The organism is Acidovorax sp. Leaf73 (genome assembly GCF_916855635.1).
GTDB classification, from domain to species: Bacteria; Pseudomonadota; Gammaproteobacteria; order Burkholderiales; family Burkholderiaceae_C; genus Acidovorax; species Acidovorax facilis.
The window spans coordinates 258790-285778 of the sequence record NZ_CAKASI010000001.1; the positions used below are offsets into that span (position 1 = coordinate 258790).

Annotated in this window: 26 protein-coding genes; 23 read left to right on the top strand and 3 right to left on the bottom strand. The window is 62.8% G+C overall.

Annotated features, from left to right (window positions below):
- Nucleotides 1–18: 18 nt before the first annotated feature.
- Together LPA35_RS01285 and LPA35_RS01290 are read left to right on the top strand one after the other, a co-directional pair.
- Nucleotides 19–783: an ABC transporter ATP-binding protein gene (locus tag LPA35_RS01285; protein ID WP_121506936.1), complete on the top strand. Its 765-nt coding sequence runs from the start codon at nucleotides 19–21 to the stop codon at nucleotides 781–783.
- Entirely contained in the window at nucleotides 780–1991 is a 1212-nt protein-coding gene (locus LPA35_RS01290) for a hypothetical protein (protein WP_228894574.1), read from the top strand. Before LPA35_RS01285 ends, LPA35_RS01290 begins: the two co-directional genes overlap by 4 nt.
- Nucleotides 1992–2094: 103 nt before the next feature.
- On the opposite strand, the gene ilvD is transcribed toward LPA35_RS01290, so the two are convergent.
- Entirely contained in the window at nucleotides 2095–3801 is a 1707-nt protein-coding gene (gene ilvD, locus LPA35_RS01295; protein ID WP_121419613.1) for a dihydroxy-acid dehydratase, read from the bottom strand.
- Nucleotides 3802–3922: 121 nt separating this feature from the next.
- On the opposite strand from ilvD, the gene LPA35_RS01300 reads away from it, so the two are divergent.
- The 9 genes from LPA35_RS01300 (at nucleotide 3923) to LPA35_RS01340 (ending at nucleotide 13100) form a co-directional block, all read left to right on the top strand.
- On the top strand, nucleotides 3923–4849 hold the full coding sequence (locus tag LPA35_RS01300; RefSeq protein ID WP_228894575.1) for a LysR family transcriptional regulator: 927 nt from the start codon (nucleotides 3923–3925) through the stop codon (nucleotides 4847–4849).
- 24 nt (nucleotides 4850–4873) lie between these two features.
- Complete coding sequence (gene lgt / locus LPA35_RS01305; RefSeq protein WP_121419615.1) at nucleotides 4874–5701, top strand: prolipoprotein diacylglyceryl transferase; 828 nt, start codon at nucleotides 4874–4876, stop codon at nucleotides 5699–5701.
- Nucleotides 5702–6069: 368 nt separating this feature from the next.
- Complete coding sequence (locus LPA35_RS01310) at nucleotides 6070–6738, top strand: GntR family transcriptional regulator (protein ID WP_121422656.1); 669 nt, start codon at nucleotides 6070–6072, stop codon at nucleotides 6736–6738.
- Nucleotides 6735–8258 (top strand): malonyl-CoA decarboxylase, encoded by a 1524-nt coding sequence (locus LPA35_RS01315; RefSeq protein WP_121419616.1) that lies wholly within the window; start codon nucleotides 6735–6737, stop codon nucleotides 8256–8258. The genes LPA35_RS01310 and LPA35_RS01315 overlap by 4 nt, the downstream gene beginning before the upstream one ends.
- A 173-nt stretch (nucleotides 8259–8431) precedes the next feature.
- On the top strand, nucleotides 8432–9433 hold the full coding sequence (locus tag LPA35_RS01320; RefSeq protein ID WP_055401430.1) for a tripartite tricarboxylate transporter substrate binding protein: 1002 nt from the start codon (nucleotides 8432–8434) through the stop codon (nucleotides 9431–9433).
- A 141-nt stretch (nucleotides 9434–9574) separates the two neighbouring features.
- The gene (locus tag LPA35_RS01325) at nucleotides 9575–10378 is read left to right on the top strand and encodes an enoyl-CoA hydratase/isomerase family protein (protein WP_228894578.1); all 804 of its coding nucleotides are present in this window, start codon (nucleotides 9575–9577) and stop codon (nucleotides 10376–10378) included.
- Between the two features lie 50 nt (nucleotides 10379–10428).
- Nucleotides 10429–11982, top strand: a complete 1554-nt coding sequence (locus LPA35_RS01330; protein ID WP_228894580.1) for a malonyl-CoA synthase — start codon at nucleotides 10429–10431, stop codon at nucleotides 11980–11982.
- A gap of 222 nt (nucleotides 11983–12204) precedes the next feature.
- On the top strand, nucleotides 12205–12474 hold the full coding sequence (locus tag LPA35_RS01335; protein ID WP_228894582.1) for a hypothetical protein: 270 nt from the start codon (nucleotides 12205–12207) through the stop codon (nucleotides 12472–12474).
- A gap of 14 nt (nucleotides 12475–12488) precedes the next feature.
- Complete coding sequence (locus tag LPA35_RS01340) at nucleotides 12489–13100, top strand: toll/interleukin-1 receptor domain-containing protein (RefSeq protein WP_228894584.1); 612 nt, start codon at nucleotides 12489–12491, stop codon at nucleotides 13098–13100.
- A 313-nt stretch (nucleotides 13101–13413) separates the two neighbouring features.
- On the opposite strand, the gene LPA35_RS01345 is transcribed toward LPA35_RS01340, so the two are convergent.
- Complete coding sequence (locus LPA35_RS01345) at nucleotides 13414–14421, bottom strand: LysR substrate-binding domain-containing protein (protein ID WP_228894586.1); 1008 nt, start codon at nucleotides 14419–14421, stop codon at nucleotides 13414–13416.
- Between the two features lie 227 nt (nucleotides 14422–14648).
- Here LPA35_RS01345 and LPA35_RS01350 point away from each other — a divergent pair, with 227 nt between their 5' ends.
- The 6 genes from LPA35_RS01350 to LPA35_RS01375 all read left to right on the top strand — a co-directional run bounded on the left by LPA35_RS01350 (nucleotide 14649) and on the right by LPA35_RS01375 (nucleotide 20490).
- Nucleotides 14649–15881 (top strand): amidohydrolase family protein, encoded by a 1233-nt coding sequence (locus LPA35_RS01350; protein ID WP_228894588.1) that lies wholly within the window; start codon nucleotides 14649–14651, stop codon nucleotides 15879–15881.
- A gap of 48 nt (nucleotides 15882–15929) precedes the next feature.
- The gene (locus LPA35_RS01355; protein WP_099730657.1) at nucleotides 15930–17150 is read left to right on the top strand and encodes an ABC transporter substrate-binding protein; all 1221 of its coding nucleotides are present in this window, start codon (nucleotides 15930–15932) and stop codon (nucleotides 17148–17150) included.
- A 93-nt stretch (nucleotides 17151–17243) separates the two neighbouring features.
- Nucleotides 17244–18119 carry a branched-chain amino acid ABC transporter permease gene (locus tag LPA35_RS01360; protein WP_228894590.1) on the top strand — a complete coding sequence of 292 codons (876 nt, stop codon included), beginning with the start codon at nucleotides 17244–17246 and terminating at the stop codon, nucleotides 18117–18119.
- A 12-nt stretch (nucleotides 18120–18131) separates the two neighbouring features.
- Entirely contained in the window at nucleotides 18132–19013 is an 882-nt protein-coding gene (locus LPA35_RS01365; RefSeq protein WP_228894592.1) for a branched-chain amino acid ABC transporter permease, read from the top strand.
- Complete coding sequence (locus LPA35_RS01370) at nucleotides 19010–19780, top strand: ABC transporter ATP-binding protein (RefSeq protein WP_228894593.1); 771 nt, start codon at nucleotides 19010–19012, stop codon at nucleotides 19778–19780. The genes LPA35_RS01365 and LPA35_RS01370 overlap by 4 nt, the downstream gene beginning before the upstream one ends.
- Nucleotides 19777–20490 carry an ABC transporter ATP-binding protein gene (locus LPA35_RS01375; protein WP_228894595.1) on the top strand — a complete coding sequence of 238 codons (714 nt, stop codon included), beginning with the start codon at nucleotides 19777–19779 and terminating at the stop codon, nucleotides 20488–20490. Before LPA35_RS01370 ends, LPA35_RS01375 begins: the two co-directional genes overlap by 4 nt.
- 122 nt (nucleotides 20491–20612) lie before the next feature.
- Here the strand turns inward: LPA35_RS01375 and LPA35_RS01380 are convergent, their stop codons facing one another.
- The gene (locus tag LPA35_RS01380) at nucleotides 20613–21056 is read right to left on the bottom strand and encodes a universal stress protein (protein ID WP_055395188.1); all 444 of its coding nucleotides are present in this window, start codon (nucleotides 21054–21056) and stop codon (nucleotides 20613–20615) included.
- A gap of 107 nt (nucleotides 21057–21163) precedes the next feature.
- Here LPA35_RS01380 and LPA35_RS01385 point away from each other — a divergent pair, with 107 nt between their 5' ends.
- The 6 genes from LPA35_RS01385 to ccoP all read left to right on the top strand — a co-directional run bounded on the left by LPA35_RS01385 (nucleotide 21164) and on the right by ccoP (nucleotide 26989).
- Nucleotides 21164–23605, top strand: coding sequence for a cation-translocating P-type ATPase (locus LPA35_RS01385; protein WP_228895905.1), 2442 nt, complete (start codon nucleotides 21164–21166; stop codon nucleotides 23603–23605).
- Nucleotides 23605–23742 (top strand): cbb3-type cytochrome oxidase assembly protein CcoS, encoded by a 138-nt coding sequence (ccoS, locus tag LPA35_RS01390; protein ID WP_008906189.1) that lies wholly within the window; start codon nucleotides 23605–23607, stop codon nucleotides 23740–23742. The genes LPA35_RS01385 and ccoS overlap by 1 nt, the downstream gene beginning before the upstream one ends.
- A 64-nt stretch (nucleotides 23743–23806) precedes the next feature.
- Nucleotides 23807–25246 (top strand): cytochrome-c oxidase, cbb3-type subunit I, encoded by a 1440-nt coding sequence (ccoN, locus tag LPA35_RS01395; protein ID WP_055395190.1) that lies wholly within the window; start codon nucleotides 23807–23809, stop codon nucleotides 25244–25246.
- A 17-nt stretch (nucleotides 25247–25263) separates the two neighbouring features.
- Nucleotides 25264–25896 (top strand): cytochrome-c oxidase, cbb3-type subunit II, encoded by a 633-nt coding sequence (gene ccoO / locus LPA35_RS01400; RefSeq protein ID WP_055395192.1) that lies wholly within the window; start codon nucleotides 25264–25266, stop codon nucleotides 25894–25896.
- 13 nt (nucleotides 25897–25909) lie between these two features.
- A complete protein-coding gene (locus LPA35_RS01405; protein WP_055395194.1) occupies nucleotides 25910–26047 on the top strand; it encodes a cbb3-type cytochrome c oxidase subunit 3 in 138 nt (45 codons plus the stop codon).
- A gap of 24 nt (nucleotides 26048–26071) precedes the next feature.
- A complete protein-coding gene (gene ccoP, locus LPA35_RS01410) occupies nucleotides 26072–26989 on the top strand; it encodes a cytochrome-c oxidase, cbb3-type subunit III (protein ID WP_055395196.1) in 918 nt (305 codons plus the stop codon).

Sequence of the window (26989 nt, forward strand, 5' to 3'; positions counted from 1 at the left end):
ACCCTTCGGTATCCCAAGATGGCCCATATCCAGTTGTCCAACGTATCCATCGACTTTCCCGTGTTCACTACGCGGTCACGGGGCCTGCTCAATACGGTGCTGGGGCTTCCTATGCGTGACAAGGCCCGTGTGGAGGCCAGCGGTTTGCGGCAGGTCAGCGTGCATGCGTTGCGTGATGTGAGCCTGTTGCTGCGTCCGGGGGATCGGGTCGGCCTGATTGGTTCGAACGGCGCTGGCAAAACCACGCTGCTGCGAGTGCTCTCGGGCGTCTATGAGCCCATGCAAGGCGAGCTGTCCTTCAGTGGCCGGATTGCAGCGCTCACAGACATCATGCTGGGCATGGATGTCGATGCCACTGGGTACGACAACATCATCATGCGAGGCATCGTGATGGGTCTGACGCGCAAGCAGGCGATGGGCCTCATACCCTCGGTAGAGGCATTCACACAGCTGGGCGAGCATCTTCAGTTGCCGGTCAGGACGTACTCACAGGGCATGCTGCTGCGTCTGGCGTTTGCCGTTTCCACGAGCGTGGTTCCCGATATTCTGCTCATGGACGAGATGATTGGTGCTGGTGATGCGAAGTTTTTCAGCCAGGCCAAGGAGCGCATCAACGGGCTGATCGAGCAGGTCTCCATTCTGGTGCTGGCATCCCATAACGAGGTCATTCTCAAGAGCTTTTGCAACAGAGCGTTGGTCCTTAAAGATGGATGCGTGGTGATGGATGGCAGTGTGGACGATGCCTTGGCGTTTCACAACATCCAGCAAGGAGTTTCGCCATGAGACTGGCATGCATCGGCCCCGCAGAGGTGTTGGACGCCATTGCATCCATGGGGCGAACCGAAGATGTGAGCTGGTCGCCCGACGGACGCCGTGTGGCGCTTGCTGCCATCACCCTCGACAGGGTGCTGGTCGTGGGGATGGACTGCCAGTTTGAAAACGGGCAGAAGGTGCTCTACCTGACGGATGCCGTGGAGGTCGCGTCCACCAGCCTCCAGCGCCCTCATGGCCTGTGCTGGATCAGCAACAGCATCATCGCGGTCGCGAGCCGGGAGGGCAATGTATCGCTGTTCGACATTCCCCCGGCGGATGGTCTGACCGCGTTGCACACGTTGGAGCCCCTGTCCGTGATCGGCAAGCAGGAGACGGAGCTCCTGAGCACCCCAGGAAGCCTGTGCGCACGGGATCTGGGCGCAGGCTTGCACGAGCTGTGGGTGTGCAACGGCTTTTCCCATTACGTGACCCATCACCTGCTGAACGCTGCTGCCGGTTTTTCCCATCTGGATGCGCAGCTTCTCATGCAGCACGGGCTGGAGGTTCCGGATGGTGTGGCGCTGGACCTCAATGCTGAATGGGTGGCGGTCAGCAACCACGACCGCCACATTGTCGCGCTCTACCGCAACGATGAGTTTCTTGCGCCTGGCAACGCGCCTGCTGCACAACTGCGTGGCGTCAGCTACCCCCATGGGCTGTGTTTCCTGGCGGGCGGGCGCATTCTTCTGGTGGCGGATGCTGGCGCCCCCCATGTGGCCGTGTTTCACCGGGCTCCTTCCGGGTGGTGCAGCCTGGCCGAACCGAATGCCGTGTTCCGCGTGCTGGATGACGCTGTGTTTGAGCGGGGGCACCACAACCCGCGCGAGGGTGGCCCCAAGGGCATCGATGTGCATGAGCCCTGGGGCCTGATGGTGACCACCTGTGCAGAGCAGCCTCTGGCCTTTTTCGACATCCTCGACATCGCGGCTGGTGTGGAAGCCTCGGCGCCAGAAGATGCGGTGAACCCAGGCTCGCCCAGTGCCTCACCTGCAGACCGTACACGGGTGACCGTACTTCGGCTGGTGCGGGATGTAGCGGCCCGTGAGGCCGCCGTGACGGCGGCCGTGCGAAAGGAAGTGGGATTGATGCGCGCAAGCTGGTCCTGGCGTGTGACCGCACCATTGAGAGCTTTGGCGGGCGGCTGGATCCGGTGGCGGTCGAGGCGGCGCGGGTTTTAAGACGCAAGTCACGCGGGGGCACACAACGCGGATGCCATGGTCTTGGCAGCAAAAAAAAGCCCGCCGGGAGCGGCGGGCTTTTGCTTTTTGAAAGCGCTGGACTTCAATACGCGTCGAGCACCGCACCCTTGCTGGCGCTCGATGCATTGAACGCGAACTTGGCCTGCACCCCGCGCGTATAGCGCGGTGCGGGGGCCGTCCAGGCTGCGCGGCGCTTGGCGATCTCTTCTTCGCTCACGTTCAGCTCCAGCAGCAGTTGGCGTGCGTCGATGGTGATGCTGTCGCCTTCGTTCACGAAGGCGATGGTGCCACCGGCTGCCGCTTCGGGCGCCACGTGGCCGACCACCATGCCCCAGGTGCCGCCCGAGAAGCGGCCGTCGGTGATCAGGCCCACGCTTTCACCCAGGCCAGCACCAATCAGCGCGCCAGTGGGGGCCAGCATTTCGGGCATGCCGGGGCCGCCCTTGGGGCCCAAATAGCGCAGCACCATCACGTCCCCCGCCTTGATCTTGCCGGCCAGGATGGCTTCCAGTGCCGATTGTTCGTCGTCAAAAACGCGGGCCGGTCCGGTGATCACGGGGTTCTTCAGGCCCGTGATCTTGGCCACAGCGCCCTCGGGGCTGAGGTTGCCTTTGAGGATGGCCAGGTGGCCTTGGGCGTACATCGGGTTGCTGATGGGGCGGATCACGTCCTGGTCGGCGCGCGGCTCGTCCGGCACATCCTTGAGCACTTCGGCAATCGTCTTGCCTTCGATGGTGATGCAGTCGCCATGCAGCAGGCCTGCGTTCAGCAAGATCTTCATGACCTGCGGGATGCCGCCTGCGCGGTGCAGGTCCACAGCCAGGTATTTGCCGCTGGGCTTGAGGTCGCACAGCACGGGGGTCTTCACGCGCACGCGTTCGAAGTCGTCAATGGTCCATTCCACGCCCGCTGCGTGGGCAATGGCCAGGAAGTGCAGCACCGCGTTGGTGGAGCCACCCGTGGCCATGATGACGGCCACGGCGTTCTCGATGGACTTCTTGGTCACGATGTCGCGCGGCTTCAGGTCCATCTTGATGGCCTCGATCAGCACCTTGGCCGATTCCTTGGCCGAGTTCATCTTTTCGTCGTGCGGGTTGGCCATGGTGGACGAGTAGGGCAGGCTGATGCCCAGGGCCTCGAACGCGCTGGACATGGTGTTCGCGGTGTACATGCCGCCGCACGAGCCGGTGCCGGGGATGGCGCGCTTTTCGATCTCCTTCAGGTCAAAGTCGCTCATCTTGCCGGCGGCGTTCTCGCCCACGGCCTCGAACACGCTGACGATGTTCAGGTCCTTGCCCTGGTAGTGGCCAGGCAGGATGGTGCCGCCATACACGTAGATGGCGGGCACATTGGCGCGCAGCATGCCCATCAGGCCGCCTGGCATGTTCTTGTCGCAGCCGCCTACCACCAGCACGCCGTCCATCCATTGGCCGCCCACGCAGGTCTCGATGCAGTCGCTGATGACTTCACGGCTCACCAGGCTGTATTTCATGCCTTCGGTGCCCATGGCCATGCCGTCGCTGATGGTGGGGGTGCCGAATACCTGGGCGTTGCCACCGGCTTCCTCGATACCTGCGATGGCCGCGTCTGCCAGCTTTTGCAGGCCGCTGTTGCAGGGCGTGATGGTGCTGTGGCCGTTGGCCACGCCCACCATGGGTTTCACGAAGTCGCCTTCCTCGTAGCCCATGGCGTAGTACATGGAGCGGTTGGGTGCGCGCGACTTGCCCTGGGTGATGTTGGCGCTGCGGCGGTTGATGGGCTGGATCGGGATGACTTTGTTGTCTGCCATGGTGTGTTTTCCTTCGTGGAGCGATTCTTGTGGGTGGGGAAACTTTTCGCAGCCGCGAGTATGCGGCGATTGGTGGGCGCCATCCAATCCATTTGTACAGGGCGATTAATATGTACAGCATATGAAAGAGCCATTCATTGATATGCGTTTGTGGCGGCAGTTTGCCGCTGTGGCTGAGGAACTGCACTTTGGCCGCGCGGCGCAGCGCCTGCACATGACACAACCGCCGCTCACGCAGGCCATCGCCGGGCTGGAGCGCACGCTGGGCCTTCAGCTGTTCGACCGCACCAAACGCAGCGTGCAGCTCACTCCGGCCGGGGCTGCCCTGTTGCCGCAGGTGCTGGATTTGCTCGACCGCGCCCAGGCGCTCCCTGCACAGGCGCGCGCGGCGGCAGCGGGCGAGGTGGGGCGGCTGCGTCTGGCGTTTGTCTCGACCGTGGGTTTTGGGATGCTGCCGCAGTGGGTGCGAGCCTTCCGGGCCCAGTGGCCCGGGGTGCGGCTTGAATTGATCGAGGCGACGGGCGACGTGCAACTTCAGGCGCTGGAGCGGGGGGAGATTGATGCCGGGCTGCTTTTGCACACGCCCGGCCAGGCGCCACCTGCCCTGCGAAGCCTGTGTGTGGCGCAAGAGCCGCTGGTGCTTGCGCTGCCTGAGCATCACCCGCTGGCGCGCACGCCCACCGTCCGGTTCTCTGACCTGCTGCGGGAGCCTCTGGTGATTTTCCCCCGCCCGATCCTGCCCTCGCTGTACGACGCGATCGTGGCGCTGTACCACGCAGCGGGGCAGGTGCCGCAGGTGGCCCAGGAGGCCATCCAGATGCAGACCATCGTCAACCTGGTGTCGGCCGACCTGGGGTTGGCCTGGGTGCCTGCCAGCGTGCAGCAGTTTCAGCGGCCGGGCGTTGTCTACCGGCAGTTCGGCGGCAAGTCTCCCCTGGCGCCCGTGTGCGAAACCAGCCTGGTCTGGGGCGCCACTGTGCCGCCCGCACTGGCCCGGTGGATCGACTTTGTGGCCCATGAGGTGCGGGCCAGCGCTCTGAAAGGGTAGTGCTGCGCGTGCACAATCGCCCCCATGCTGACTTATCCCCACATCGACCCTGTCGCCCTGCAGATCGGCCCGCTGGCCATCCACTGGTACGGCCTGACCTATCTTGCGGCTTTTGGCCTGTTCATGCTGCTGGGCATCCGGCGCCTGCGGCACGAGCCGTTTGCCTCCATCACCGGCCCTGGCGCATGGTCGCGCAAGGACGTGGAAGACATCCTGTTCCTGGGGGTGGCGGGTGTGGTGGTGGGGGGGCGCCTGGGGTATTGCCTGTTCTACAAACCTGCGTATTACCTGAGTCACCCCCTGGAAATCTTTGCCGTGTGGCAAGGGGGTATGGCCTTTCACGGTGGCTTGTTGGGCGTGATAGCGGCCATGTTGTGGTTCGCACATTCGCGCAAGCGCCCCTGGCTGCAGGTTGCCGACTTTGTGGCGCCCTGCGTGCCCACGGGTTTGGCCGCAGGGCGGGTGGGAAATTTCATCAACGGCGAACTGTGGGGCCGTTTTGCCAGCCCGGACCTGCCGTGGGGCATGGTGTTTGCACACAGCGGTTCCCTGCAGCCACGCCATCCGTCGCAGGTTTACCAGTTCCTCTTGGAGGGCTTGCTGCTGTTCATCCTGCTGTGGCTGTATGCGCGCAAAGAACGTCGCCAGGGCCAGGTGGCCGCCGCATTCCTGGTGGGTTATGGCACCTTCCGCTTTATTGCCGAATACTTTCGCGAGCCCGATGCGTTCCTCGGCATCCTGTCCTTGGGTATGAGCATGGGCCAGTGGCTGTGCGTGCCGATGATCGCCGCGGGCGTGGGCCTGTGGGTGTGGGCACAGCGCCAGCCCGCGGTGGCGCAAAAAATCAGTTGAAATTGGCCTCTAGCGCTTAACTGGTAAGCGCTAGCAGCTATAAAAATAGCAGCGCTTGCCATTGCAAGGTAAGTGCTCTGCCGGTGGGTGAGGCGGGACGATGTGTTGACCCGCCTCCGCCGCGCTTCCCGTGCGGCTTTTTACCGAAATAAAACGGCCCTCGTGTTGCATCTCTGCACCATGGGTGCACCGTTTGTCGCCCCATCAGCACATTTCAGGGTTTTCCTCTTGTGATTTTGCGTAATTATGAGAAATTACGAACTATTCAGAGTGATGTTGACGTTTGGCGGCATTTGAAGCCGCGTTGGCAGCAAAAGATGCAGGCGTTTTGCCTGCGCACCCTGACACCCTGGAGTTTTCCCCGCACCATGCGCCCGGTTCCCAACTCACTGCACGACGAAGCCGCCTCGCGCTTGCGTGAGCAAATCTTTGCGGGCGCCTTGCCCCCCGGGAGTTTTCTGGACGAAGCGGCCTTGTGCGAGCGGCTCGCTATTTCGCGTACGCCGCTGCGCGAGGCGCTCAAGGTGCTGGTGGCGGAGGGCTTGCTGCGCCACGAACCGCGCCGCGGCTGCTTTGTGGCTGAGATCACCGAGCGCGACCTGGACGATCTTTTTCCCGTGATCGCGCTGCTGGAGGGGCGGGCGGCCCATGAGGCCACGCGCAAGGCGGTCGCGGCGGATGTTGCGGCGCTTGAGGTGTTGCACCAGCGGCTGCAGCAGTTTGCCGCTGAAGGCCTGATTGCCGACTACTACGAAGCCAACTACGCCATTCACGAGGCCTTCATCACACTGGCGGACAACCGCTGGCTGGCCCAGGTGATTGGCGATCTGCGAAAGATCCTGCGCCTGGCGCGAGCACAAACGCTGCATGTGCCGGGCCGCCTGCAGCAAAGCCTGGCCGAGCACCTGGCAGTGTTCGCCGCGCTCAAGGCGCGCGACTGCGACGCCGCCGAAGAGGCCATGCGCAACCATCTGTTGCGCCAGCGCGATGCGCTGCGCGACGTAGCCCGCAACCAGCAATCGAGGCTCACCCCATGATCAACAGCACCCCCGAATGGATCACCCGCAGTGTGTCGCGCCTGCGCACGGCAGCGCCCGCGGCAGACAAGCCCGCTGACAAAACCGGCGAGAAGGCAAGCGAGAAGGCGACCGACAAACCGGCCCGCGCCGGGCTCGACAAATCGGTGACCGATGTGGTGGCCAAGGTCGCCGTACCGCGTTCCACCAACGAGCGGCTGCAGGCCACGCTGCGGCGCGGGCAGGAGGCTCTGTCGCCCCGCGCGCTGCGCCGCCTGCTGGCCGACCTGCAGGAGGTGGTGGCCCCGCAGGTGAGCGAGATCGAAGGTGGCCGCCGCGCCCAGGCCGTGGCCGAGTGGTATGCCAAGGCCGAGCCCGAAGAGCGCCGCGACATGTGGCTGCTGATGTGCGAGCAGTTCGCCCCCGACGCCACGCGCTTCAAATCGGCCCGCCAACGCTACGAAGCGGCGGCTGGCACGGCCGAAGAAGGCCAGGCCGAGATCAGCCTGCGCCGCGCACTGGTATCGCCGCGCACGCGGCTGCTGCAGCGTTTTTCTGCGTTCCCTGAAGGCATGCGGTTCTTGCTGGACATGCGTGCTGAGCTGCTGCCCCTGCTCAAGTCCGACAAGCGCCTGTTGGCGCTGGATGCCGAGCTGGAGCACCTGTTCTCGACCTGGTTTGACGTGGCCTTTCTGGAGCTACGCCGCCTGTCGTGGGACTCGCCCGCTTCGCTGATTGAAAAGCTCATCAAGTACGAGGCCGTGCATGACATCCGCAGCTGGGCCGATCTGAAAAACCGGCTCGACAGCGACCGCCGCTGCTACGGCTTCTTTCATCCGCGTTTGCCCAACGAGCCGCTGATCTTTGTGGAGGTGGCGCTGGTGGACAAAATCTCGTCCAGCATCACGCCTTTGCTCGACGAAGCGGCGGCACCCGCTGACATCGGGCGGGCCACCACGGCGATTTTCTATTCGATCAGCAACACCCAGACCGGGCTGCGTGGTGTGAGCTTTGGCGATTCACTCATCAAGCATGTGGTGGAGACCCTCACGGCCGAATTTCCCCGGTTGCGCACCTTTGCCACGTTGTCGCCGATTCCGGGTTTCCGCGCTTGGCTGGGCAAGCATGCCGGTGCGATGCTGGAGCGCCTGGATGACAAGCGCCGCACCGAGCTGGGTCGGGCCGTGGGCTTTGAACCCCCGCAGGCCACCCATCTGCTGGCTGCGCTCGACAAGGCCACCGACCTCGATGCCCGATCGCCCGTGCGCCAGATGCTGATGGAGTGCGCCGCACGCTACCTGGCCCGTGAGCTGCAGGACGGAAAGCCAGTGGACCCGGTGGCCCGCTTCCACCTGGGCAACGGAGCGCGGGTGGAACGCCTGAACTGGGCGGGAGACCCGTCCAGCAAAGGACTGAAACAATCGTACGGGCTGATGGTGAATTACCTGTACGACCTCAAGCGCATCGACAAGCACCGCAGCTTGCTCGCGCAAGGCAAGGTGCCGGTGTCGGGGGACATCGACAGCCTGTGCCGTGACTGACCGCAGGCCCCGGTGCCGCGCAATGCCATCATCGTCATCATCGGCGCAGACAATGGCCGATGGACCCCCTCAGAGGGGAGCCAGCCGATGGTGGCAAGTGCCTGGCACGGTTTTGAACGGTGGGGCACCGTAGGCCTGCTTTCCTTTTTTACAACGACGACAGGAGACAAGGAATGAAAGACATGCGAATTCAGCGCCGCGAGGTGCTGCTGGGGGCTGCTGCCACAGGTTTGGGGCTGGCCACGGGCACGGTGCCTGCATGGGCCCAGGCATCGGCCTGGCCCACCAAACCGGTGAACCTGGTGGTGCCGTTCCCTGCGGGCGGCGGCACCGATGCCTTTGCGCGCCCCTTGGCAGCGCAGTTCTCCAAGGCCACCGGCAAGACGCTCGTGATCGACAACCGAGGGGGCGCGGGCGGCACCGTGGGGGCCAGCTTTGCCTCCAAGGCCGCACCAGACGGCTACACGCTCTTCATGGGGGCCGTGCACCACGCGATCGCCCCGTCGATGTACCCCAAGCTCGACTACGACCTGGAGAAGGACTTCATTCCGCTGTTCTTGCTGGCCAACGTGCCCCAGGTGGTGGTGGTCAACCCCAAGAACGTGCCGGTCAACAACTTCCAGCAGTTCATGGACTATGTGAAGCGCAACCCCGCCAAGCTCAATTACGGGTCTGCGGGCGCTGGCACGTCGCACCACCTGGCGGGCGAGCTGTTCAAGCAGCAGACGGGCACCTTCATCACCCACATCCCCTACCGGGGTGCCGGCCCCGCGCTGCAGGACCTGATTGGTGGGCAAGTGGACATGATGTTTGACGGGCTGGGTTCCTCGGCGTCCCACATCAAAGGTGGGCGTATCAAGGCGCTCATGGTGTCGGGCCCCAAGCGCAATGCCGCGTTCCCAGACGTACCCTGCGCCGCCGAAGTTGGCCTGCCCGACTACACCGTCACCACCTGGTACGGCCTGTGGGCACCCAAGGGCACCCCCGCCGATGTGCAGGCGCGCATCGTGGACGAGGTGCGCAAGCTGGGCAGCGCCGACGAACTCAAAACGATCTGGGCCAACAACGGCGCCGAATACGGCGGCATGACCCAGCAGCAGTTTGCGGGCATGGTCAGCAGCGAGGTCAAGCGCTGGGCGGCGGTGGTGAAGGCCTCTGGCGCAAAGCTTGATTAACCCCCTGTGGCGCTTTGCGCCTTCCCCCTGAAGGGGGACGCCACCCGTGGCCCGGCAAAGCCGGTTCCACGGTGGCACTCGCGATGGTGTAGCGCGGGCTTTCAGGGCTGAGTAATGTGCATAACTTGATAGGTTGCCGAGATGTCGGGTGAAGTGTTGATGGAATCGGGTGAGCGTGGTGTGGTGCATGTCACGCTGCGCCACACCGGGCGGCTGAACGCCATGTCGCGTGGCATGTGGCGGCAGCTGCGTGTGGTGTTTGAAGACATCCAGCAGCGCAGCGATGTGCGCTGCGTGCTCATTGCGGGGGAGGGCGATGCCTTCTGTGCGGGCGGTGACATTTCGGAGTACCCCGGCTTTCGGTTTGACGCCGCTGCCTTGCGGGACTTTCATGAGAACGACGTCTGGGGTGGGCTCAACGCCATGCTCCAGTGCGACGTGCCCATCGTGGCGCAGATCCGTGGCGCCTGCATGGGTGCCGGGGTGGAGATTGCCAGCTGCTGCGACATCCGCGTGGCGGGCAGTGGTGCGCGTTTTGGCGCGCCGATTGCCAAGCTCGGTTTCCCGATGGCCCCGCGCGAGGCGCAGCTGGTGGCGGGTGCTGTGGGTGACGTGACCGCACGCCAGATGCTGCTGGAGGCCGCCACCTTCAGCGCCCCTGACATGCTGGCACGCGGCTTTCTGAGCCGTGTGGTGGCCGACGACATGGTGGCCACCGAGGCCCTGGGCAGCGCACAGCGCATCGCCGCACTGGCGCCGCAGGCCGCCCGCATGAACAAGCAGACATTTCGGGCATTAAAAATGCCTCTGGCGCTTGATGGTAAAGCGCAAATAGCTATGAAAAATATAGTAAACGGGGCGCCTGACCCCTATGTCTACGCGGACAGCGCCGAGCACCGCGAAGGCATCACCGCGTTCCTAGAAAAACGCGCGCCGTTGTTTTGACGGGCCCCGCCCGCCTTGTTGATCCAAACCTTTAAAACCGTCCAACTGCCATGAGCCAAAACAACCTCTTCAGCGCCCTGCGCGCAGCCTTCCCGTCTGACCTGGACAGCACCGCCGTCGAGACCATGGCGGCAGACGGCACCCCGCTGTTCTACACCTGGCGCGACCTGGACCGCGCCAGCGCCCGCATCGCCAACCTGCTCGCATCGCTCAAGCTGCCCCAAGGCAGCCGCGTGGCCGTGCAGGTGGAAAAGTCCGTCGAAGCCATGGCCCTGTACCTGGCAACGCTGCGCGCGGGCTACGTGTTCCTGCCACTCAACACCGCCTACCAAAGCGCCGAGATCGAATACTTCATCGGCAACGCCGAGCCCGCGGTGGTGGTGTGCTCGCCCGGCAACTTCGGCTGGGTCAGCAAGATTGCCTTCACGCTGGGCACGCAGCATGTGTTCACCCTGGGCGACGACCGCGCCGGCAGCCTGCTCGAGCGCGCCACCCACCACAGCGATGAGCACCAGGCCGTGGCCCGCAGTGCAGATGACCTCGCCGCCATCCTCTACACCAGCGGCACCACCGGCCGCAGCAAGGGCGCCATGCTCACGCACGGCAACATGCTCAGCAACGCGGTCATGCTCAAAGACTACTGGGGCTGGAAGAAGGGCGATGTATTGATTCACGCCTTGCCCATCTTCCACGTGCACGGCCTGTTCGTCGCCATCCACGGTGCGCTCATCAACGGCAGCAAGATGATCTGGATGGCCAAGTTCGACCCCAAGGCCGTCATCGGCGCCATGCCCCGCGCCACAGTGTTCATGGGCGTGCCCACGCTGTACGTGCGCATGCTGGCCGAGCCCGGCTTGACCAAAGAGGCCGTGAAGAACATGCGCCTGTTCATTGCAGGCTCTGCACCGCTGCTCATCGAAACCTTCAAGGAATGGCAGCAACGCACCGGCCACACCATTCTGGAGCGTTACGGCATGAGCGAAACCATCATGCTCACCAGCAACCCCTACAGCGCCGACAAGCGATACAAAGGCGAGGATGAGCGCCGTGGTGGCACCGTCGGCTTCCCCCTGCCGGGCGTGAGCCTGCGCGTGCAGGGCGACGACGGCAAAGACCTGCCCGTGGGCGAGATCGGCGGCATCCAGGTCAAGGGCCCCAACGTGTTCAAGGGCTACTGGCGCATGCCCGAGAAGACGGCCGAAGAGTTCACGAAGGACGGCTACTTCAAAACCGGCGACGTGGGCAAGGTCGATGAACGCGGCTACGTCCACATCGTGGGCCGCAGCAAAGACCTCATCATCAGCGGCGGCTACAACGTCTACCCCGCAGAGATAGAGGGCTACATCAACGACATGCCCGGCGTGGCCGAGAGCGCCCTGGTCGGCGTGCCGCACCCCGACTTTGGCGAAGTAGGCGTGGCCGTGGTGATTGCCAAGCCCGGCGCCAAGCTGGATGCGGATGCCATCGTGGCCCAGCTCAAGTCGCAGTTGGCCAACTTCAAGATTCCGAAGAAGTGCTTTGTGGTGGCGGAGCTGCCGCGCAATACGATGGGGAAGGTGCAGAAGAATTTGCTGCGGGATCAGTACAAGGGGTTGTTTGCCTGAATGAAAGGTCGACCGGCATCCAGGCCTGCCTTGGCGGGTGCCGGCCAGAGCAAGCATCGGAATGCATCCATCCGGGAAATTTTAGGTTTGACTAAAAGGCGAGGGGATGCATACGTTTGGCAAAAATTTCGTGTCGAAGTGCGTTATCAGACTTCTTTTGATTTTATTGTTGTCGTCTAAATCTAGTTATGCACAGTTCATTAACCACGAATCAGTAAAAAAATGTCTATTTCGACTATTACAAGCACTATTGGAAGACTTCAACGAGAGCTTGCTGACCTGTCAACAAAATCGAGTCAAGAAACAAAGAAAGAAGTGGCCCTTTATTCAAAAATCAATCAAATTCAGAGATCAATAACAAAATCAACAACAATTTCAACGCTTAATAGTAAGAGATCAGAAATAGAACGACATCAGCGAGAGATTGCTTCTATTTCTGAAAAACGATCTCAAATAGCAAAAAAAGAGGCCGAAAAAATGCAGCACTGTTAAAAGCTCGTTTGGATTTGGCAAAAGAAGAGGAAAAAGAACAAAAAAGATTAGCTCAAGTCAGAGAAAGAGAACTGAAAAAAGAACTTGAACTTGAAAAAGAACGCCAACGAAATCAGTTAGCTTTCCAGCGAAATCTAAATGCTGAACTTCAGGCTACATCTACACTGGCTCGTCGAGTAGAAGCAACAGTTGAAAACCATGTTGAAGCACCAGAAATTAAATATGATTTATTTATTTCTCATGCGTCGGAAGACAAAGAAGATCTGGTTCGCCCTTTAGCACTAGCACTTGAAAAACGTGGTGTAAAAGTATGGTATGACGAGTTCACACTAAAAGTTGGTGACAGCTTGCGGAGAAGTATTGATAGTGGGTTGTCAAACTCTCGTTTTGGGACGATTGTATTATCATCATCATTCTTTTCAAAAAACTGGACAAATTACGAATTAGATGGAATGACAGCTCAAGAAATGAGCGGTCGAAAAATGATATTGCCCATATGGCATAAAGTTTCAAAAGATGAAGTGATGCGATTTAGTCCATCAATCGCTGACAAAGTTGCACTCAACACTTCATTGCTAAACATCGATGAAATAGCAGAACAACTTGCTGATGTTGTTCTTGGTTAGGCATAACTTATCGTTGCACCTGACGTCACAAATTGCACGCGCCTGAAAAATAATTGCGGTCAGGCCTTGCCTTTTGCCCGATAGGGGAACTACGTGACGAAGATGGAGCGTTCAGCACCGCTGCCTCCTTCGACTTGGCTCGCAAGGGTGCTAATAATTTTGTGAAGCCATAAGACAGGATTGCTAGTTAATTGATAGCTGCTTGAGCCTGATCCATAAGCGCTGCAGCCTTGTTTTTTCATGCAGCAGGCTGTCCGCGCTAAGGCAGGGGCTGGCTATCTGTGCAAGCCGATCCACCGTCGCACTGGCCGCATCAACCCGCCATGGCTGCAGCAGTGGTGACGGCGTTGGCACCGTTCGCTCCTTGTTGCGGCGTACAAAAAATGCAGCCCGCCCCAGCCTCTGCAGCCGCAGGCGCAGCCGCCCCTTCCCCATGGTTGCAGCAATGCTCCAGCCACCCGGCCACTAGCCGGTACACCGACAAGTTGGTGCGTGCCGTGGGCGCGCACAGGTAGTAGCCCAGCGGGCTGTCAAAGCGGTCCTTCAGGGGCTCGACCAGCGTACCGGCCTGCAGTTCGTCTTCCACCAGACAGGTGGGCACAATGCCCACGCCAAAGCCGGAGACGGCGGCGCGGATGATGAGCGAGTAGAGGTTGAAGCCCGGCCCGAAGCGGCTGGCGCTGGTGTCCAGGCCGTGGGCTTCCATCCAGTCTTGCCAGGCCAGGGGCACCTCGATGTGCTGCAGCAGGGTGGCGCGCACCAGGTCTTGCGGGGTGCGCAGGGGCAGGGCGTCGCGCAGTTGGGGGCTGCAGACGATGCTGGTTTCTTTGCCGATGAGGTAGCGCGCATTGGCGCTGGGCCAGTTGCCGTAGCCGTACTGGATGGCAGCGTCGAACTCGTGCGGCGTCGCAAAGTCGTGCGCGTGCTGGTAGCGCACAAAGTTCAGCGACACCTGCGGCAGCGTGCGCTTGAAGTGCCCCAGGCGCGGGAAGAGCCACTGCGCCGCAAACGTGGGCGGCACCGACAGGTTGAGCGAGCCGCCATCGCCCCCGTACGACATGAGCTGTGCCGTGGCCGATTCCAACGCGGCCATGGCGGGGCGGGTGGCGTTGAGGTAGGTGGCACCCGCCTCGGTCAGCTCCAGCCCTGTGGCCTTGCGGATGAAGAGCTTTTGGCCCAGGTAGTCCTCCAGCGCCGCAATGTGGCGGCTGATGGCGCTTTGCGTCACGCACAGCTCGCGCGCGGCCATGGTGAAGGCCTGGTGCTTGGCGGCGGAATGAAAGGCGTTCAACTCAGAGATGGTGGGGCACAGGCGGCGCATAGATGTGGCCTAGGAGGTATGAGTAGGGCTCATGGGATGGTGAGATTTTAGGCGTTGCGGATAAGGGCAATTGGCCCGATAAATGCGTCCTGTGACAGCAATGTGTCAAGCACCACACTCTGTAGATGCTGCAATGCACCAGATGGATGCTTGATGGTCTTCATGGCCCCCTGAAAAAGCAGGCTATGAGTAATTTTGAAGCCATCGCGCCCACTTTGACGAATCTCATGACCTCTTTGTTGATTGAAAACAGCCGTGTGCTGGATGTCCACGCACTCACACTGCGCACCGGCCTGTCCGTTCTGGTGCAGGACGGCCGCATTGCGGCGGTAGGCACCGACCTGCAGGTGCTAGAAGGGACCACCACGCTCGACGCCAAGGGCATGACCCTGATGCCCGGCCTGATCGACTGCCACGTGCACGTGGTGGCGTCTTCGTTCAACCTGGGTGCCGTGGCCAAGATGCCCAACGTGTTCACCATGATGCGCTCGCTGCCCATCATGAAGGGCATGCTGGAGCGGGGCTTTACCACCGTGCGTGATGCGGGCGGTGCCGACTGGTCGCTGGCCGAGGCGGTGCGCACGGGGCTGGTGCAAGGGCCGCGCATCTTTCCTGCGGGCAAGGCGCTGTCGCAAACCGGCGGGCATGCGGACTTTCGCCAGCGCAACGATGACCTGGATGTGTGTTCGTGCGCCTACAAGCTCGGCAACATCGGCCGCGTGGTCGATGGCGTGGATGCTTGCCGCTTGGCGGTGCGCGAAGAAATTTTGAAGGGCGCCACGCAGATCAAGGTGATGGCTTCGGGCGGCGTGGCTTCGCCCAACGACCCGATTGGCAATCTGGGCTACTCCGAGGCCGAGCTGCACGCCATTGTGGAAGAGGCATCCAATGCCAACACCTATGTCATGGCCCATGCCTACACGCCCCGCGCCATCGCCCGCGCCGTGCGCTGCGGCGTGCGCACCATCGAGCACGGCAATCTGGTGGATGCGCCCACGGCAGAATTCATGGCCGAGATGGGCGCTTTCATGGTGCCCACGCTCATCACCTACGAGGGCCTGGCCAATGAGGGCGAGCGTTATGGCCTGCCTGCGGTGTCGATTGCCAAGATCGATTCGGTGCGCGGCCAAGGCAAGCAGGCCATCGAGATCCTGGCCAAGGCGGGCGTGAAGATGGGCCTGGGCAGCGACTTGCTGGCCGAGACGCATTACCTGCAGTCCGACGAGTTGCGCCTGCGCGCGGAGATTCTGGGCAATGGCCCGGTGCTGCAGCAGGCCACGCTGATTGGCGCGGAGATTCTGGGCCAGCAAGGCCAGCTGGGCGAAGTCTCGGCCGGTGCCATTGCCGACATCTTGCTGGTCGATGGCAACCCGCTCACCGACATCACCTGCCTGCTGAACCAGGGCGAGCGCATTCGCGCCATCGCCAAGGACGGCGTGTGGGTCAAGAACACCCTTTGAGTCCCTTTCATCCCCTCACCCCCATCCCACCCCCTACCGGAGATCACCATGCAACGTAGAAATTTCGTCAAGCTCGGCGGCGCCGCAGCGGCTCTGCAGTTCCTTCCCTCCATCGGTTTCAGCCAGCAGGGTGAGGTGTTTCGCATTGGCTCGCTCACGCCCATCACCGGCGCAGGCAGCCCCTACGGCCCGGGCATGCAGCAGGCCATTCGCCTGGCCGTGGATGAGGTCAATGCCGCGGGCGGCGCGGGTGGACGCAAGCTCGAACTCTTCACCGAAGATGACCAGACCAAGCCCGACGCGGCCGTGCTGGCCGCCAAGAAGCTGATCGAGGTGAACAAGGTGCAGGCGGTGCTGGGCACCTGGGCCTCGGGCGTGACGCTGGCGGTGATGCCGCTGACCGACGCGGCAGGCATCATCCAGATGAACGTGTCGGGCGCGCCCGCCATTTCCACGCTGGACACCAAGGACCTGGTGTGGCGCTTTCAGGCCACCAACGACCGCTTTGGCGCGGCCTTTGCCGAGATCTGCACCAAGCGCGGCTTCAAGCGCCCGGCCACGATGGCGTTCAACAACGCATCCGGCCTGGGCAATGTGGAAGGCTTCACCAAGGCCTGGGAGAAACGCGGCGGCAAGGTGGCAGCGCACGTCACCTACGAGCCCAGCCGCCCCAGCTACCGCAGCGAACTGCAAAAGATTCTGGCGGCCAAGCCTGATGTGATCGTGATGGGCTCGTACCTGCCCGACACCACCATCATCCTGCGCGAGTGGTTCCAGTCCGGCGCCGACACCAAGTGGATCATCCCCGGCTGGGCGGCCAACCCCGACCTGGTGAAGGCGCTGGGTGCCGAGGTGTGCGAGGGCATCATCTCGGTGGACACGGTGTCCAACGAAAAGAGCGCTTCCTATGCCCAGTTTGACGCGGCCTTCACCAAGGCCACGGGCAAGGCGGCCTCCACCAACATCTACGCCGCCATGGCGTACGACATGGTGATCTCGCTGGCGCTGGCCATGGAAGCCGCAGGCCCCAAGGCCACGGTAGAGCAGATCAACGCCAAGATGCGCGATGTCTCCAACGCCCCCGGCACGGCCGTGTTCACCTTTGCCGAAGGCAAGGCACAACTGGCCAAGAAGGCCAAGGTGAACTACGAAGGCGCGTCGAGCAAGCTGGACTTTGACAAGGCAGGCGATGTGACGCCGGACTTTGGCGTGTTCATCATCGAAAAGGGGCAGCTGGTGCGGCGCGACGTGGTGTCCATCACGATGTGATGGACCGCGCCCGGTGCGCCTGCCAGGTGCAGGCCCCGGGCATTTTTTCTGCGGCGCACAGCGCAGTTGTGCATGGGATGACGGAATGACGCAATGACCTGGATCGACTTTGTAAACCTGCTGATCAACGGATTGATCGAAGGCCTGGTGGTGGCACTGCCTGCCCTGGCCATGACCCTGGTGATGGGTGTCAACCGCTTTCCCAACGCAGCCACGGGCGACATGCTCACCACCGGTGCCTACGCTGCCGTGGCGGTGCAGCTGCTGGGGGGCTGGCCGTTGTGGGCGGCGGCGCTCATCAGCATGGTGGTCACGGCTGTGGTGTCGGCGGGCTCGTACACGCTGATCTTTCGCAAGCTGGCCGGGCGGCCCATGGTGTCGTCCATGCTCGCGGCCATTGGCCTCGGGTTTTTGCTGCGCAGCCTGATCGGCTTTTTTGCCGGGCATGACCAGCGCACGTATGACCTGCCCCTGGTGCGCGCCTGGAACTTTGGCGGCATTCGCGTGTTGCCCACCGACCTGGCCATTGCGGCGGTGGCCGCCGTTTGCCTGCTGGTGGTGTTTGTGCTGATCTACCGCACCAGCTTTGGCCGCCAGCTGCGCGCCGTGGCCGACAGTGCCGACCTGGCGCGGGCCAGCGGCATCCGTGCCAATGGGTTGATGCTGAGCCTGTGGCTGTTGGTGGGCGCGTTGTCCTCGCTGGGCGGCGTGCTGCTGGGCATGAAGGCCGTGGTCAGCCCCGAGATGGGGTGGGAGAGCCTGATCCCCGCCTTTGCGGCCATGGTGCTGGGTGGCATCGGTAGCCCGGTGGGCGCGGTGCTGGGTGCGCTGCTGCTGTGCGTGGCGCAAGAGCTGGCGGTGCCACTGATGGGCCCGTCGTACAAGCTGGTGCTGTCGTTTGTGGTGTTGGCGCTGGTGCTACTGGTGCGCCCGGCCGGCATCATGGGCCGCGTGCAATTGGTGCGGTAAGGAGTTCGACCGATGATTGCTTACCTGTGTGCCATTGGCATCGTTGCGCTGATCTACTGCCTGCTGGCCCTGGGTCTGAACCTGCAGTTCGGCCTGACCCGGTTGGTCAACTTTGGCGTCGTGGCGTTCTTTGCCGTGGGCGCCTACACCTCGGGCCTGCTGGCGCTGCAAGGCGTGCCGCTGATGCTGTGCTTTGTGGCGGCAGGCGTGCTGGCCGGTGTGCTGGCGCTGCCCATTGGTCTGCTGTCGCTGCGCTTGCGGGATGACTACCTGGCCATCGTCACGCTGGGTTTTTCAGAAGCGGTGCGCATCTCCATCCAGCAAGAGAGCTGGCTGACCAAGGGCGTGCAGGGCTTGCCCGGCTTGCCCAAGCTGTTTGCGTCCTGGGGCAGTGGTGTGTCGGACATGGCGATTTTTGCCACGCTGCTGGCCGTGGTTGCTGTGGTGGCCTGGGGCACGGTGCGCCTGGCGGCCAGCCCGTTTGGGCGGCTGCTCAAGGCCATTGGCGACGATGAGCCCGCGTTGTCGGCCCTGGGCAAGGACCCTGCCTGGTTCAAGGTGCAGGTGTTCATGCTGGGGGCGGCGCTGGCGGGTGTGGCGGGGGCGTTCTATGCGCACTTCATCACCTTCATCACGCCAGAGCAGTTCATCCCGCTCATCACGTTTTATGTGTGGATGGGGCTGGTGATGGGCGGCTCGGGCACGGTGCGTGGTGCGGTGTTTGGCTCGCTGCTGCTCATGGTGTTTCTGGAGGGCTCGCGTTTTGCCAAGGACTGGGTGCCGGGCGTGTCAGAAGTTGGCATGGCCAGCCTGCGTTTGGCTGCGGTGGGCCTGGCGCTGATTCTGGTCACCCTGTACAAGCCCAACGGCCTGTTTGGAGGCAAAACCCAATGACCGCAACAACGATGCTGAAGGTGGAGGCCGTCACGCGGCAGTTTGGCGGCTTCAAGGCGGTGGACGGTGTGTCGCTGCAACTGGGGGCGGGCGAGATTCTGGGCATTGCAGGCACCAACGGTGCGGGCAAAAGCACATTGTTTGCGGCCATTGCCGGGCAGCAGCCAGCGGATGCGGGGCAGATCCAGTTTGATGGGCAGGACATCACCCGCATGCCCCCCTACCGCCGCGCGCGGCTGGGGCTGGTGCGCACGTTCCAGATTCCGCGCGAGTTCAAGAGCCTCACGGTGCACGAGAACCTGATGGCGGCTGCCGCCAACCCGCAAGGGGAGCGGCTGGTGAATGCCTTCTTCCAGACGCGCAGCCTGCGCGAGCACGAGGCGCAGTTGTCTGCCAAGGCGGACCGCATCCTCCAGTTTTTGAACCTGGCGCGGGTGCGCGATGTGAAGGCGGGGGGCTTGTCGGGCGGGCAGAAGAAGCTGGTGGAGCTGGGCCGGGTGCTGATGCTGGACCCGCGCTGCATCTTGCTGGACGAGCCGTTTGCCGGGGTGAACCCGGTGCTGATCGAAGAGATTTGCGACCGCGTGCGCGAGCTGAACGGGCAGGGTATTGCGTTCATCGTGATCGAGCACCACCTGCAGGCGCTCAAGTCGCTGTCGCACCGCATGATCGTGATGGACCGGGGCGCGATTTTGGCCGAGGGCGACCCGCACACCGTGCTGGACGACCCGCGCGTGCAGGAAGCCTACATGGGAGGGGTGGTATGAGCGGCGCAGACAACTTGCTGCAGATCGCGCAGTTGCGCGGCGGGTATTCCGAGGTGGACATCATCCACGGCATTGACCTGGCCGTGGCACCGGGCGAGATCGTGACCATTGCGGGCACCAACGGCGCGGGCAAATCCACGCTGGTGAAGGCGTTGCTGGGCCTGCTGCCGCGCGTGGCGGGCACCATCCACCTGGGTGGGCGCGACATCACGGCCTTGTCGGCCGAAGACCGCTTTGACGCCGGGCTGGCCTATGTGCCGCAGGTGGCGAATGTGTTCCCGTCGCTCACCGTGCGTGAGAACCTGCAGGTGGTGCGGGGCGTGAAGCACCTCAAGCTGCGCATGGACGAGGTGCTGGCGGACTTTCCGGCGCTGGTGGAACGATTGCCTCAGCCCGCCAGCAACCTCTCTGGCGGCGAGCGCCAGCAGCTCGCCTTTGCGCGGGCTCTAATGCCTTCGCCCCGCATCATGGTGTTGGACGAACCCACGGCAGCGCTGGCGCCCTCGCTGGTCGGCAAGGTGTTTGACATGGTGCAAAAGCTGCCCGCCGCAGGCGTGGCGGTGCTGATGGTAGAGCAGCGCGCACGCCAGGCACTGCAGATCAGTCAGCAGGGCTATATCCTGGACCAAGGGCGCTGTGTGTTGCAAGGCCCCGCACAGGGGCTGCTGGCCGATGAGCGAATGGCGCAGCTTTACCTGGGCAACCACTGAGCTGTCGGCAATCCAGCCGGGAATGAAAAAACCCCGAGAAGGCGTCTTGCCTTTGCGAGGATTGCTATGTATTTAATAGCTTAAAGCGCTTTATGAATAAGCGCTAGGCCCTGTTTTGATGCTCAACGCAGCACCAAAACGGGGATGTGCGAGTGCGTCAGCACATGCTGCGTCTCACTGCCCAACAACAGGCGCTTGAGGCCCTTGCGGCCGTGCGATGCCATCACGATCAGGTCGCACTTGTGCTTCTTGGCGGCCGAGATGATGGCTTCGGCCACGAGGTCGGACTTGGCGATGACGGCCTTGACTGCCACGCCTTGGGCGTCGCCCTGGGCCTTCACGCCATCGACCATGGCCTGTGCCGCATCGCCCCATTGGGTTTCGATGCGCTTGACGTCGTTGGTATCGACGGGCATGCCGCCCTCGAAGTAACTGCGGGGGTAGCGGGGCACCACCTTGAGGGCCACGGCAGAGGCGCCGGTGAGCGCGGCCAGCGACAGTCCGTGTTCCACGGCCTTGTCGGAAAGGGGTGAGCCGTCCGTTGCGATCAGGATGCGTTTGTACATAAAGGTCTCCTCAAAGTGATGGAACAAGCTTAGGATGAATCATGTTCTGGGACTTGATGCAGGTCAATGTACCTGTCATGTCCGAACGATAGGCTTGAACCATGTCAATGTTTCGACCCGGTGCGCCGGCCTCCTCCCCGGCACATCCGCCCGATGCTGTTTCCAATGCGGAGCCTGCCGCGCAAGCCGTGCTGCTGGACGACCCGCAGGAGTGGTCGGCGTTCGGTCGGCCTGTGGGGCCAACGGGCCAGGCTGCCAAAGATCCCGCCAGCTGTGCCTGGGACTCCCAGGTGGTGCTGGAAGGCATGCACTGCGCGGCCTGTGCCCTCACCATCGAAGATGCCCTGCGCAGGGTGCCCGGCGTGCTGCAGGCGGATGTGAGCGCTGCCACGCGCCGTGCGCGCGTGGTGTGGCAGCCCTCCCAGGTGCAGCCCTCGCAGTGGATGGGCGCTGTGCACAAGGCAGGCTACCGCGCCATGCCCGCCATGGATGCCTTTGCGCGCGAGCAGCGCCAGCGTGAGAACCGCCGTGCCCTGTGGCGCTGGCTGGTGGCAGGCTTTTGCATGATGCAGGTGATGATGTACGCGTGGCCCGCGTACGTGGCGCAACCTGGCGACCTGACGGGGGAGATGGAGCAACTGCTGCGCTGGGCCTCGTGGGTCATCACGCTGCCCATGGTGGTGTTCTCGTGTGGGCCGTTCTTCAGCAGTGCGCTGCGCGATATTCGCCTGCGCCGCGTCAGCATGGACCTGCCCGTGGCGCTGGGCATGGCCATCACCTTTGTGGTGAGCACGGCGGGCACCTTCGACCCTGTAGGCATCTTTGGCAAGGAGGTGTACTACGACTCGCTGACGATGTTTGTTTTCTTCCTGCTCACGGGCCGCTGGCTGGAGCTGCGCCTGCGCGACCGCACCGCCGGTGCGCTGGAAGCTGTGATGAACCGTCTGCCTGATAGCGTGGAGCGGCGCACGGCCGATGGCAGCTTTGTACGCGTGGCCACGCGCCGTGTGGTGGCGGGAGACACCATCCGTGTGCTGCCGGGTGAGGCGTTTCCGGCCGATGGGCGCATTACGCTGGGCAGCACGCACGCCGATGAATCCCTGCTGACGGGCGAGTCCACCCCCGTGGCGCGCCCCGTGGGCAGCACGGTCACGGCGGGCAGCTACAACCTGCAGGCGCCGGTGGAGGTGCATGTGGAAGGCACGGGCGGGCAGACCCGCTTTGCACAGATCGTGGCGCTGATGGAAAGCGCGTCGCTGCAAAAGCCACGCCTTGCCCAATTGGCGGATCGCATTGCGCGGCCGTTTCTGGTGGCGGTGCTCGTGGCAGCGGGCCTGGCTGCGGTGTACTGGTGGCCGTCCGACCCGGGGCATGCATTGATGGTGGCGGTGGCTGTGCTCATCGTCACCTGCCCCTGCGCGCTGTCGCTGGCCACGCCGGTGGCCATGCTCACCGCCGCTGGCACGCTGGCGCGCCATGGTGTGCTGGTGCGCAACCTGCAGGGGCTGGAGGCGCTGGCCCATGTGGACACCGTGGTGTTCGACAAGACCGGCACGCTCACGCGGGACGGCATGGCCTTGCAGGCTGTACACACCGCCCATGGATGGAGCACGGAAGAGGTGTTGGCTCTGGCGGCGTCTCTGGCGCGCCACTCGATGCATCCTGCATCGCGAGCCGTGGTGGCTGCGGCTGCTGCGCTGGATGATGGTCGCTGGGCGGTGACCGATCTGCAGGAAGAAGCCGGGCAGGGCCTGGTGGCCAGGGTGCACGACAGATTGGGGGCCGGACAGCCCGCGCGCCAGGTCCGGCTGGGGTCTGCGCACCATGCACGCGTGGCGCCTGAAGAAGTGGGGTCGGCGCTGCAGGTGGTGCTGTCGGAGCAGCATGTCAGCGGCGCAGTGTCCGAGCTGGCCCGCTTCGATCTGGTGGAGGACCTGCGCGCGGAGGCTCCTGCGGTAGTGGCTGCTCTGGAGCGGGGCGGCGTGGCGGTGCAACTGCTGTCGGGCGACCGCGTGGGCGCGGTGCAACGTGTGGCGGCGCAAGCGGGCATTGCCCAGGCGGCGGGCGAGTGCACGCCCCAGGGCAAGCTGGCTGCGTTGCAGTCCTTGCAGGCCGGTGGCCACCAAGTGGCCATGGTGGGCGATGGGCTGAACGATGGCCCGGTGCTGGCAGGGGCCCATGTTTCGTTTGCATTTGGCCGTGCGGTGCCGCTGGCGCAGTCGCAGGCCGATTTTGTGGTGCTGGGCGACAGCTTGGCACTGGTGCCCCAGACCGTGCTGCTGGCGCGCCGTACCTTGCGTGTGGTGCGCCAGAACCTGTGGTGGGCTGCCGGCTACAACGCGTTGTGTGTTCCGCTGGCGGTGGTGGGCTGGATGCCAGCCTGGTTGGCCGGGCTGGGCATGGCGCTCAGCTCGCTGCTGGTGGTGCTCAATGCCGCGCGCCTTGCGCGCGACCTGCCGGCTTTGCCTGCGCAAGGCGAAGACCTGCGGCCACAACAGGGCGCTGTGCCGATTGATATCTCAAAAACAAGCTGGCTGGAGGCTGCCTGATGGACATTCTTTATCTGCTGATTCCACTGTCCGTGGTGCTGGTGCTGATGATTCTGGCGGGCCTGTGGTGGGCGGTCTACCACGGCCAGTTCGAGAGTGTCGAGCAAGAGGGAGAGCGGATTCTCCGAGACGGTTGACTTGTGTCAATGCCCAAAAAAGCTGACTGCAACAAACTCTTACTGCATTACAAAGAGGTGCCCGATGGATTCTCCAAAAACAAATGCTGCGCACTACAACGATACAGTGGTGCGGCAGTTTTCTATCCTGGCCGTGGTTGTGGGGGTGGTTGGCATGCTGGTGGGCGTCATCATCGCCGCCCAGCTTGCCTGGCCTGAACTCAACTTTGGCATTCCGTGGCTCAGTTATGGCCGCTTGCGACCCTTGCACACCAATGCGGTGATCTTTGGGTTTGGTGGCAGTGCGCTGTTCGCCACCAGTTACTACGTGGTGCAGCGCACCTGCCAGGTTCGCCTGTTTGCCGGGCCCCTGGCGGCCTTCACCTTCTGGGGATGGGTGCTGGTCATTGCCGGGGCCGTCATCAGCCTGCCAATGGGCTACACCCAGGGCAAGGAATACGCTGAACTCGAATGGCCGATTGACATCCTGATCACGCTGGTATGGGTGTCCTATGCCATCGTGTTCTTTGGCACCATCGGTGTGCGCAAGGTCAAGCACATCTATGTGGCCAACTGGTTCTTTGGCGCGTTCATCCTGGCTGTGGCATTGCTGCACGTGGTCAACAGCGCTGCGATCCCGGCTGACCTCATGAAGAGCTACTCGGCCTACGCCGGTGTGCAGGATGCCATGGTGCAGTGGTGGTATGGCCACAACGCCGTGGGCTTCTTCCTGACCGCAGGCTTCCTGGGCATGATGTACTACTTCATCCCCAAGCAGGCGGGACGACCCGTGTATTCGTATCGCCTGTCGATCGTGCACTTCTGGGCCTTGATCTTCACCTACATGTGGGCCGGCCCTCACCACCTGCACTACACCGCGCTGCCTGACTGGACGCAATCGGTGGGCATGGTGTTCTCGCTGATCCTGCTGGCACCCAGCTGGGGCGGGATGATCAACGGCATCATGACCCTGTCGGGCGCATGGCACAAGCTGCGTGACGACCCCATCCTGCGTTTCCTGATCGTGTCGCTGTCGTTCTACGGCATGTCCACGTTCGAAGGTCCGATGATGTCCATCAAGACCGTCAACGCCCTGAGTCACTACACCGACTGGACCGTGGGCCACGTGCACTCTGGCGCGTTGGGCTGGGTGGGGCTGATCTCGATGGGCTCGCTGTACTACCTGGTGCCCCGACTGTTTGGCCGCGAAAAGATGCACTCCATCAAGGCCATTGAGCTGCACTTCTGGATGGCCACCATCGGCATCGTGCTGTACATCGCCGCGATGTGGATTGCCGGTGTGATGCAAGGCCTGATGTGGCGCGCCATCAACCCCGACGGCACGCTCACCTACACCTTTGTGGAAAGCGTGAAGGCGACCTATCCGTTCTATGTGATCCGCGTGGCCGGTGGCCTGCTGTATCTGGGTGGCATGTTGGTCATGGCCTGGAACGTGTGGATGACAGCGATCTCGGGCCGTTCGGTCAAGGTGGCGATCCCTGCCGTGAATGCGGCCCACGCCTGAGCCGAAGGAGATAACTCATGTCTAACAACAACCCATCGAATTCGACCGGCTTCTCCCATGAAAAGGTGGAAACCAACAACTTCCTGATGATCGTGCTGATCCTCCTGGTCATCGCCATCGGCGGCCTGGTAGAGATCGTGCCACTGTTCTTCCAGAAGTCCACAACCGAGGCGGTCAAGGGCGTGGAGCCTTACAACGCCATGCAACTCGTGGGCCGCGACGTCTACATCCGTGAAGGTTGCTACAACTGCCACTCGCAGATGATCCGCCCGTTCCGCGCTGAAACCCTGCGCTATGGGCACTATTCGGTGGCGGGTGAGTTTGTGTACGACCACCCCTTCCAGTGGGGCAGCAAGCGCACAGGCCCCGACCTGCACCGCGTGGGAGGCAAGTACAGCGACGAATGGCACCGCATCCACCTGAACAACCCGCGTGATGTGGTGCCCGAATCGAACATGCCTGCCTACCCCTGGCTGGAGAAGAACGCCGTGGACCCCGCTAGCGTGGCGCCGCGCATGAAGGCCCTGCGCACTGTGGGTGTGCCGTACACCGACGAACAGATCGCTGCGTCTGCCGCTGATGTCAAGGGCAAGACGGAGATGGAAGCGCTGATTGCGTACCTGCAAGTCATGGGCCGCGCGCTCAAGTAAAGGAGATATCCCCATGGACATCACCACCATGCGCATTGTGGCCACGCTGGCTTCAATGGCCTGTTTCATTGGCATCTGGGTCTGGGCCTACCGAGGCCGCAACAAGGCCCGGTTCGACGAGGCCGCCCAGCTGCCTTTCGAGCAAGATTGACCTTCACCAGAACGAGAACACCCCATGAGTGACTTCACCAGCAATTTCTGGTCGGTCTTTGTGACCACGCTGACCCTGGTCGGCATCATCGCCTGCGGCATTCTGCTTTGGATGGCAGGCCGCAAGAAGGTGATGGCCACGTCCGACAACACTACCGGCCACGTCTGGGACGAAGACCTGGTCGAGATGAACAACCCCCTGCCACGCTGGTGGGTGTGGCTGTTTGTCATCACCATCATCTTCGGCCTGGGCTACCTGGCCGCCTATCCAGGCCTGGGCAGCTTTTCCGGCAAGCTCAACTGGACACAGAAGGGTGAATACGAGGCTGAGATGGCCAAGGCCAAGGCCGAGCTGGAGCCGCTGTATGCCCGGTTTGCCTCGATGAAGCCGGAAGACATTGCCAAGGATCCTCAGGCCCAGGCCATTGGCGAGCGCCTGTTCATGAACAACTGCGCGCAGTGCCATGGCTCGGACGCCCGGGGTAGCAAGGGTTTCCCCAATCTGGCTGATGGCGATTGGTTGCATGGCGGTGCACCCGAGAAGATCCGTGAAACCATCGAGAAGGGCCGTATCGGCAACATGCCTCCCATGGCTGCCGCAGTGGGCTCCCCCGAAGATGTGCGCAATCTTTCGCACTATGTGCTGAGTCTTTCGGGCAGCCCGCATGACTCGCTGCGTGCTTCGTTGGGCAAGTCCAAGTTCACGGCGTGTGCAGCCTGCCACGGAATGGACGGCAAGGGTAATCAGGCACTGGGTGCACCCAACCTGACCGACGACATCTGGCTGCATGGCTGGGGCGAGGCGGCCATCACTGCCATGGTCAACAACGGCAAGGTCAACCAGATGCCCGCACAGGCGGACAAGCTGACAGAAGCGCAGATCGGTGTGCTGTCGGCCTATGTCTGGGGCTTGTCGAACGGCACCCAGGCCGCTGCACGCTGA

Coding starts and splice junctions, on each gene's coding strand:
- LPA35_RS01405 (WP_055395194.1), top strand. CDS start 25,910: ATGGACATCACCACCATGCGCATTGTGGCCACGCTGGCTTCAATGGCC.
- LPA35_RS01380 (WP_055395188.1), bottom strand. CDS start 21,056: ATGTACAAACGCATCCTGATCGCAACGGACGGCTCACCCCTTTCCGAC.
- LPA35_RS01290 (WP_228894574.1), top strand. CDS start 780: ATGAGACTGGCATGCATCGGCCCCGCAGAGGTGTTGGACGCCATTGCA.
- LPA35_RS01360 (WP_228894590.1), top strand. CDS start 17,244: ATGACCTGGATCGACTTTGTAAACCTGCTGATCAACGGATTGATCGAA.
- LPA35_RS01285 (WP_121506936.1), top strand. CDS start 19: ATGGCCCATATCCAGTTGTCCAACGTATCCATCGACTTTCCCGTGTTC.
- ilvD (WP_121419613.1), bottom strand. CDS start 3,801: ATGGCAGACAACAAAGTCATCCCGATCCAGCCCATCAACCGCCGCAGC.
- ccoS (WP_008906189.1), top strand. CDS start 23,605: ATGGACATTCTTTATCTGCTGATTCCACTGTCCGTGGTGCTGGTGCTG.
- LPA35_RS01325 (WP_228894578.1), top strand. CDS start 9,575: ATGTCGGGTGAAGTGTTGATGGAATCGGGTGAGCGTGGTGTGGTGCAT.
- ccoP (WP_055395196.1), top strand. CDS start 26,072: ATGAGTGACTTCACCAGCAATTTCTGGTCGGTCTTTGTGACCACGCTG.
- LPA35_RS01355 (WP_099730657.1), top strand. CDS start 15,930: ATGCAACGTAGAAATTTCGTCAAGCTCGGCGGCGCCGCAGCGGCTCTG.
- LPA35_RS01385 (WP_228895905.1), top strand. CDS start 21,164: ATGTTTCGACCCGGTGCGCCGGCCTCCTCCCCGGCACATCCGCCCGAT.
- LPA35_RS01335 (WP_228894582.1), top strand. CDS start 12,205: ATGTCTATTTCGACTATTACAAGCACTATTGGAAGACTTCAACGAGAG.
- LPA35_RS01375 (WP_228894595.1), top strand. CDS start 19,777: ATGAGCGGCGCAGACAACTTGCTGCAGATCGCGCAGTTGCGCGGCGGG.
- ccoO (WP_055395192.1), top strand. CDS start 25,264: ATGTCTAACAACAACCCATCGAATTCGACCGGCTTCTCCCATGAAAAG.
- LPA35_RS01300 (WP_228894575.1), top strand. CDS start 3,923: ATGAAAGAGCCATTCATTGATATGCGTTTGTGGCGGCAGTTTGCCGCT.
- LPA35_RS01315 (WP_121419616.1), top strand. CDS start 6,735: ATGATCAACAGCACCCCCGAATGGATCACCCGCAGTGTGTCGCGCCTG.
- LPA35_RS01345 (WP_228894586.1), bottom strand. CDS start 14,421: ATGCGCCGCCTGTGCCCCACCATCTCTGAGTTGAACGCCTTTCATTCC.
- lgt (WP_121419615.1), top strand. CDS start 4,874: ATGCTGACTTATCCCCACATCGACCCTGTCGCCCTGCAGATCGGCCCG.
- LPA35_RS01310 (WP_121422656.1), top strand. CDS start 6,070: ATGCGCCCGGTTCCCAACTCACTGCACGACGAAGCCGCCTCGCGCTTG.
- LPA35_RS01350 (WP_228894588.1), top strand. CDS start 14,649: ATGACCTCTTTGTTGATTGAAAACAGCCGTGTGCTGGATGTCCACGCA.
- LPA35_RS01370 (WP_228894593.1), top strand. CDS start 19,010: ATGACCGCAACAACGATGCTGAAGGTGGAGGCCGTCACGCGGCAGTTT.
- LPA35_RS01320 (WP_055401430.1), top strand. CDS start 8,432: ATGAAAGACATGCGAATTCAGCGCCGCGAGGTGCTGCTGGGGGCTGCT.
- LPA35_RS01365 (WP_228894592.1), top strand. CDS start 18,132: ATGATTGCTTACCTGTGTGCCATTGGCATCGTTGCGCTGATCTACTGC.
- ccoN (WP_055395190.1), top strand. CDS start 23,807: ATGGATTCTCCAAAAACAAATGCTGCGCACTACAACGATACAGTGGTG.
- LPA35_RS01330 (WP_228894580.1), top strand. CDS start 10,429: ATGAGCCAAAACAACCTCTTCAGCGCCCTGCGCGCAGCCTTCCCGTCT.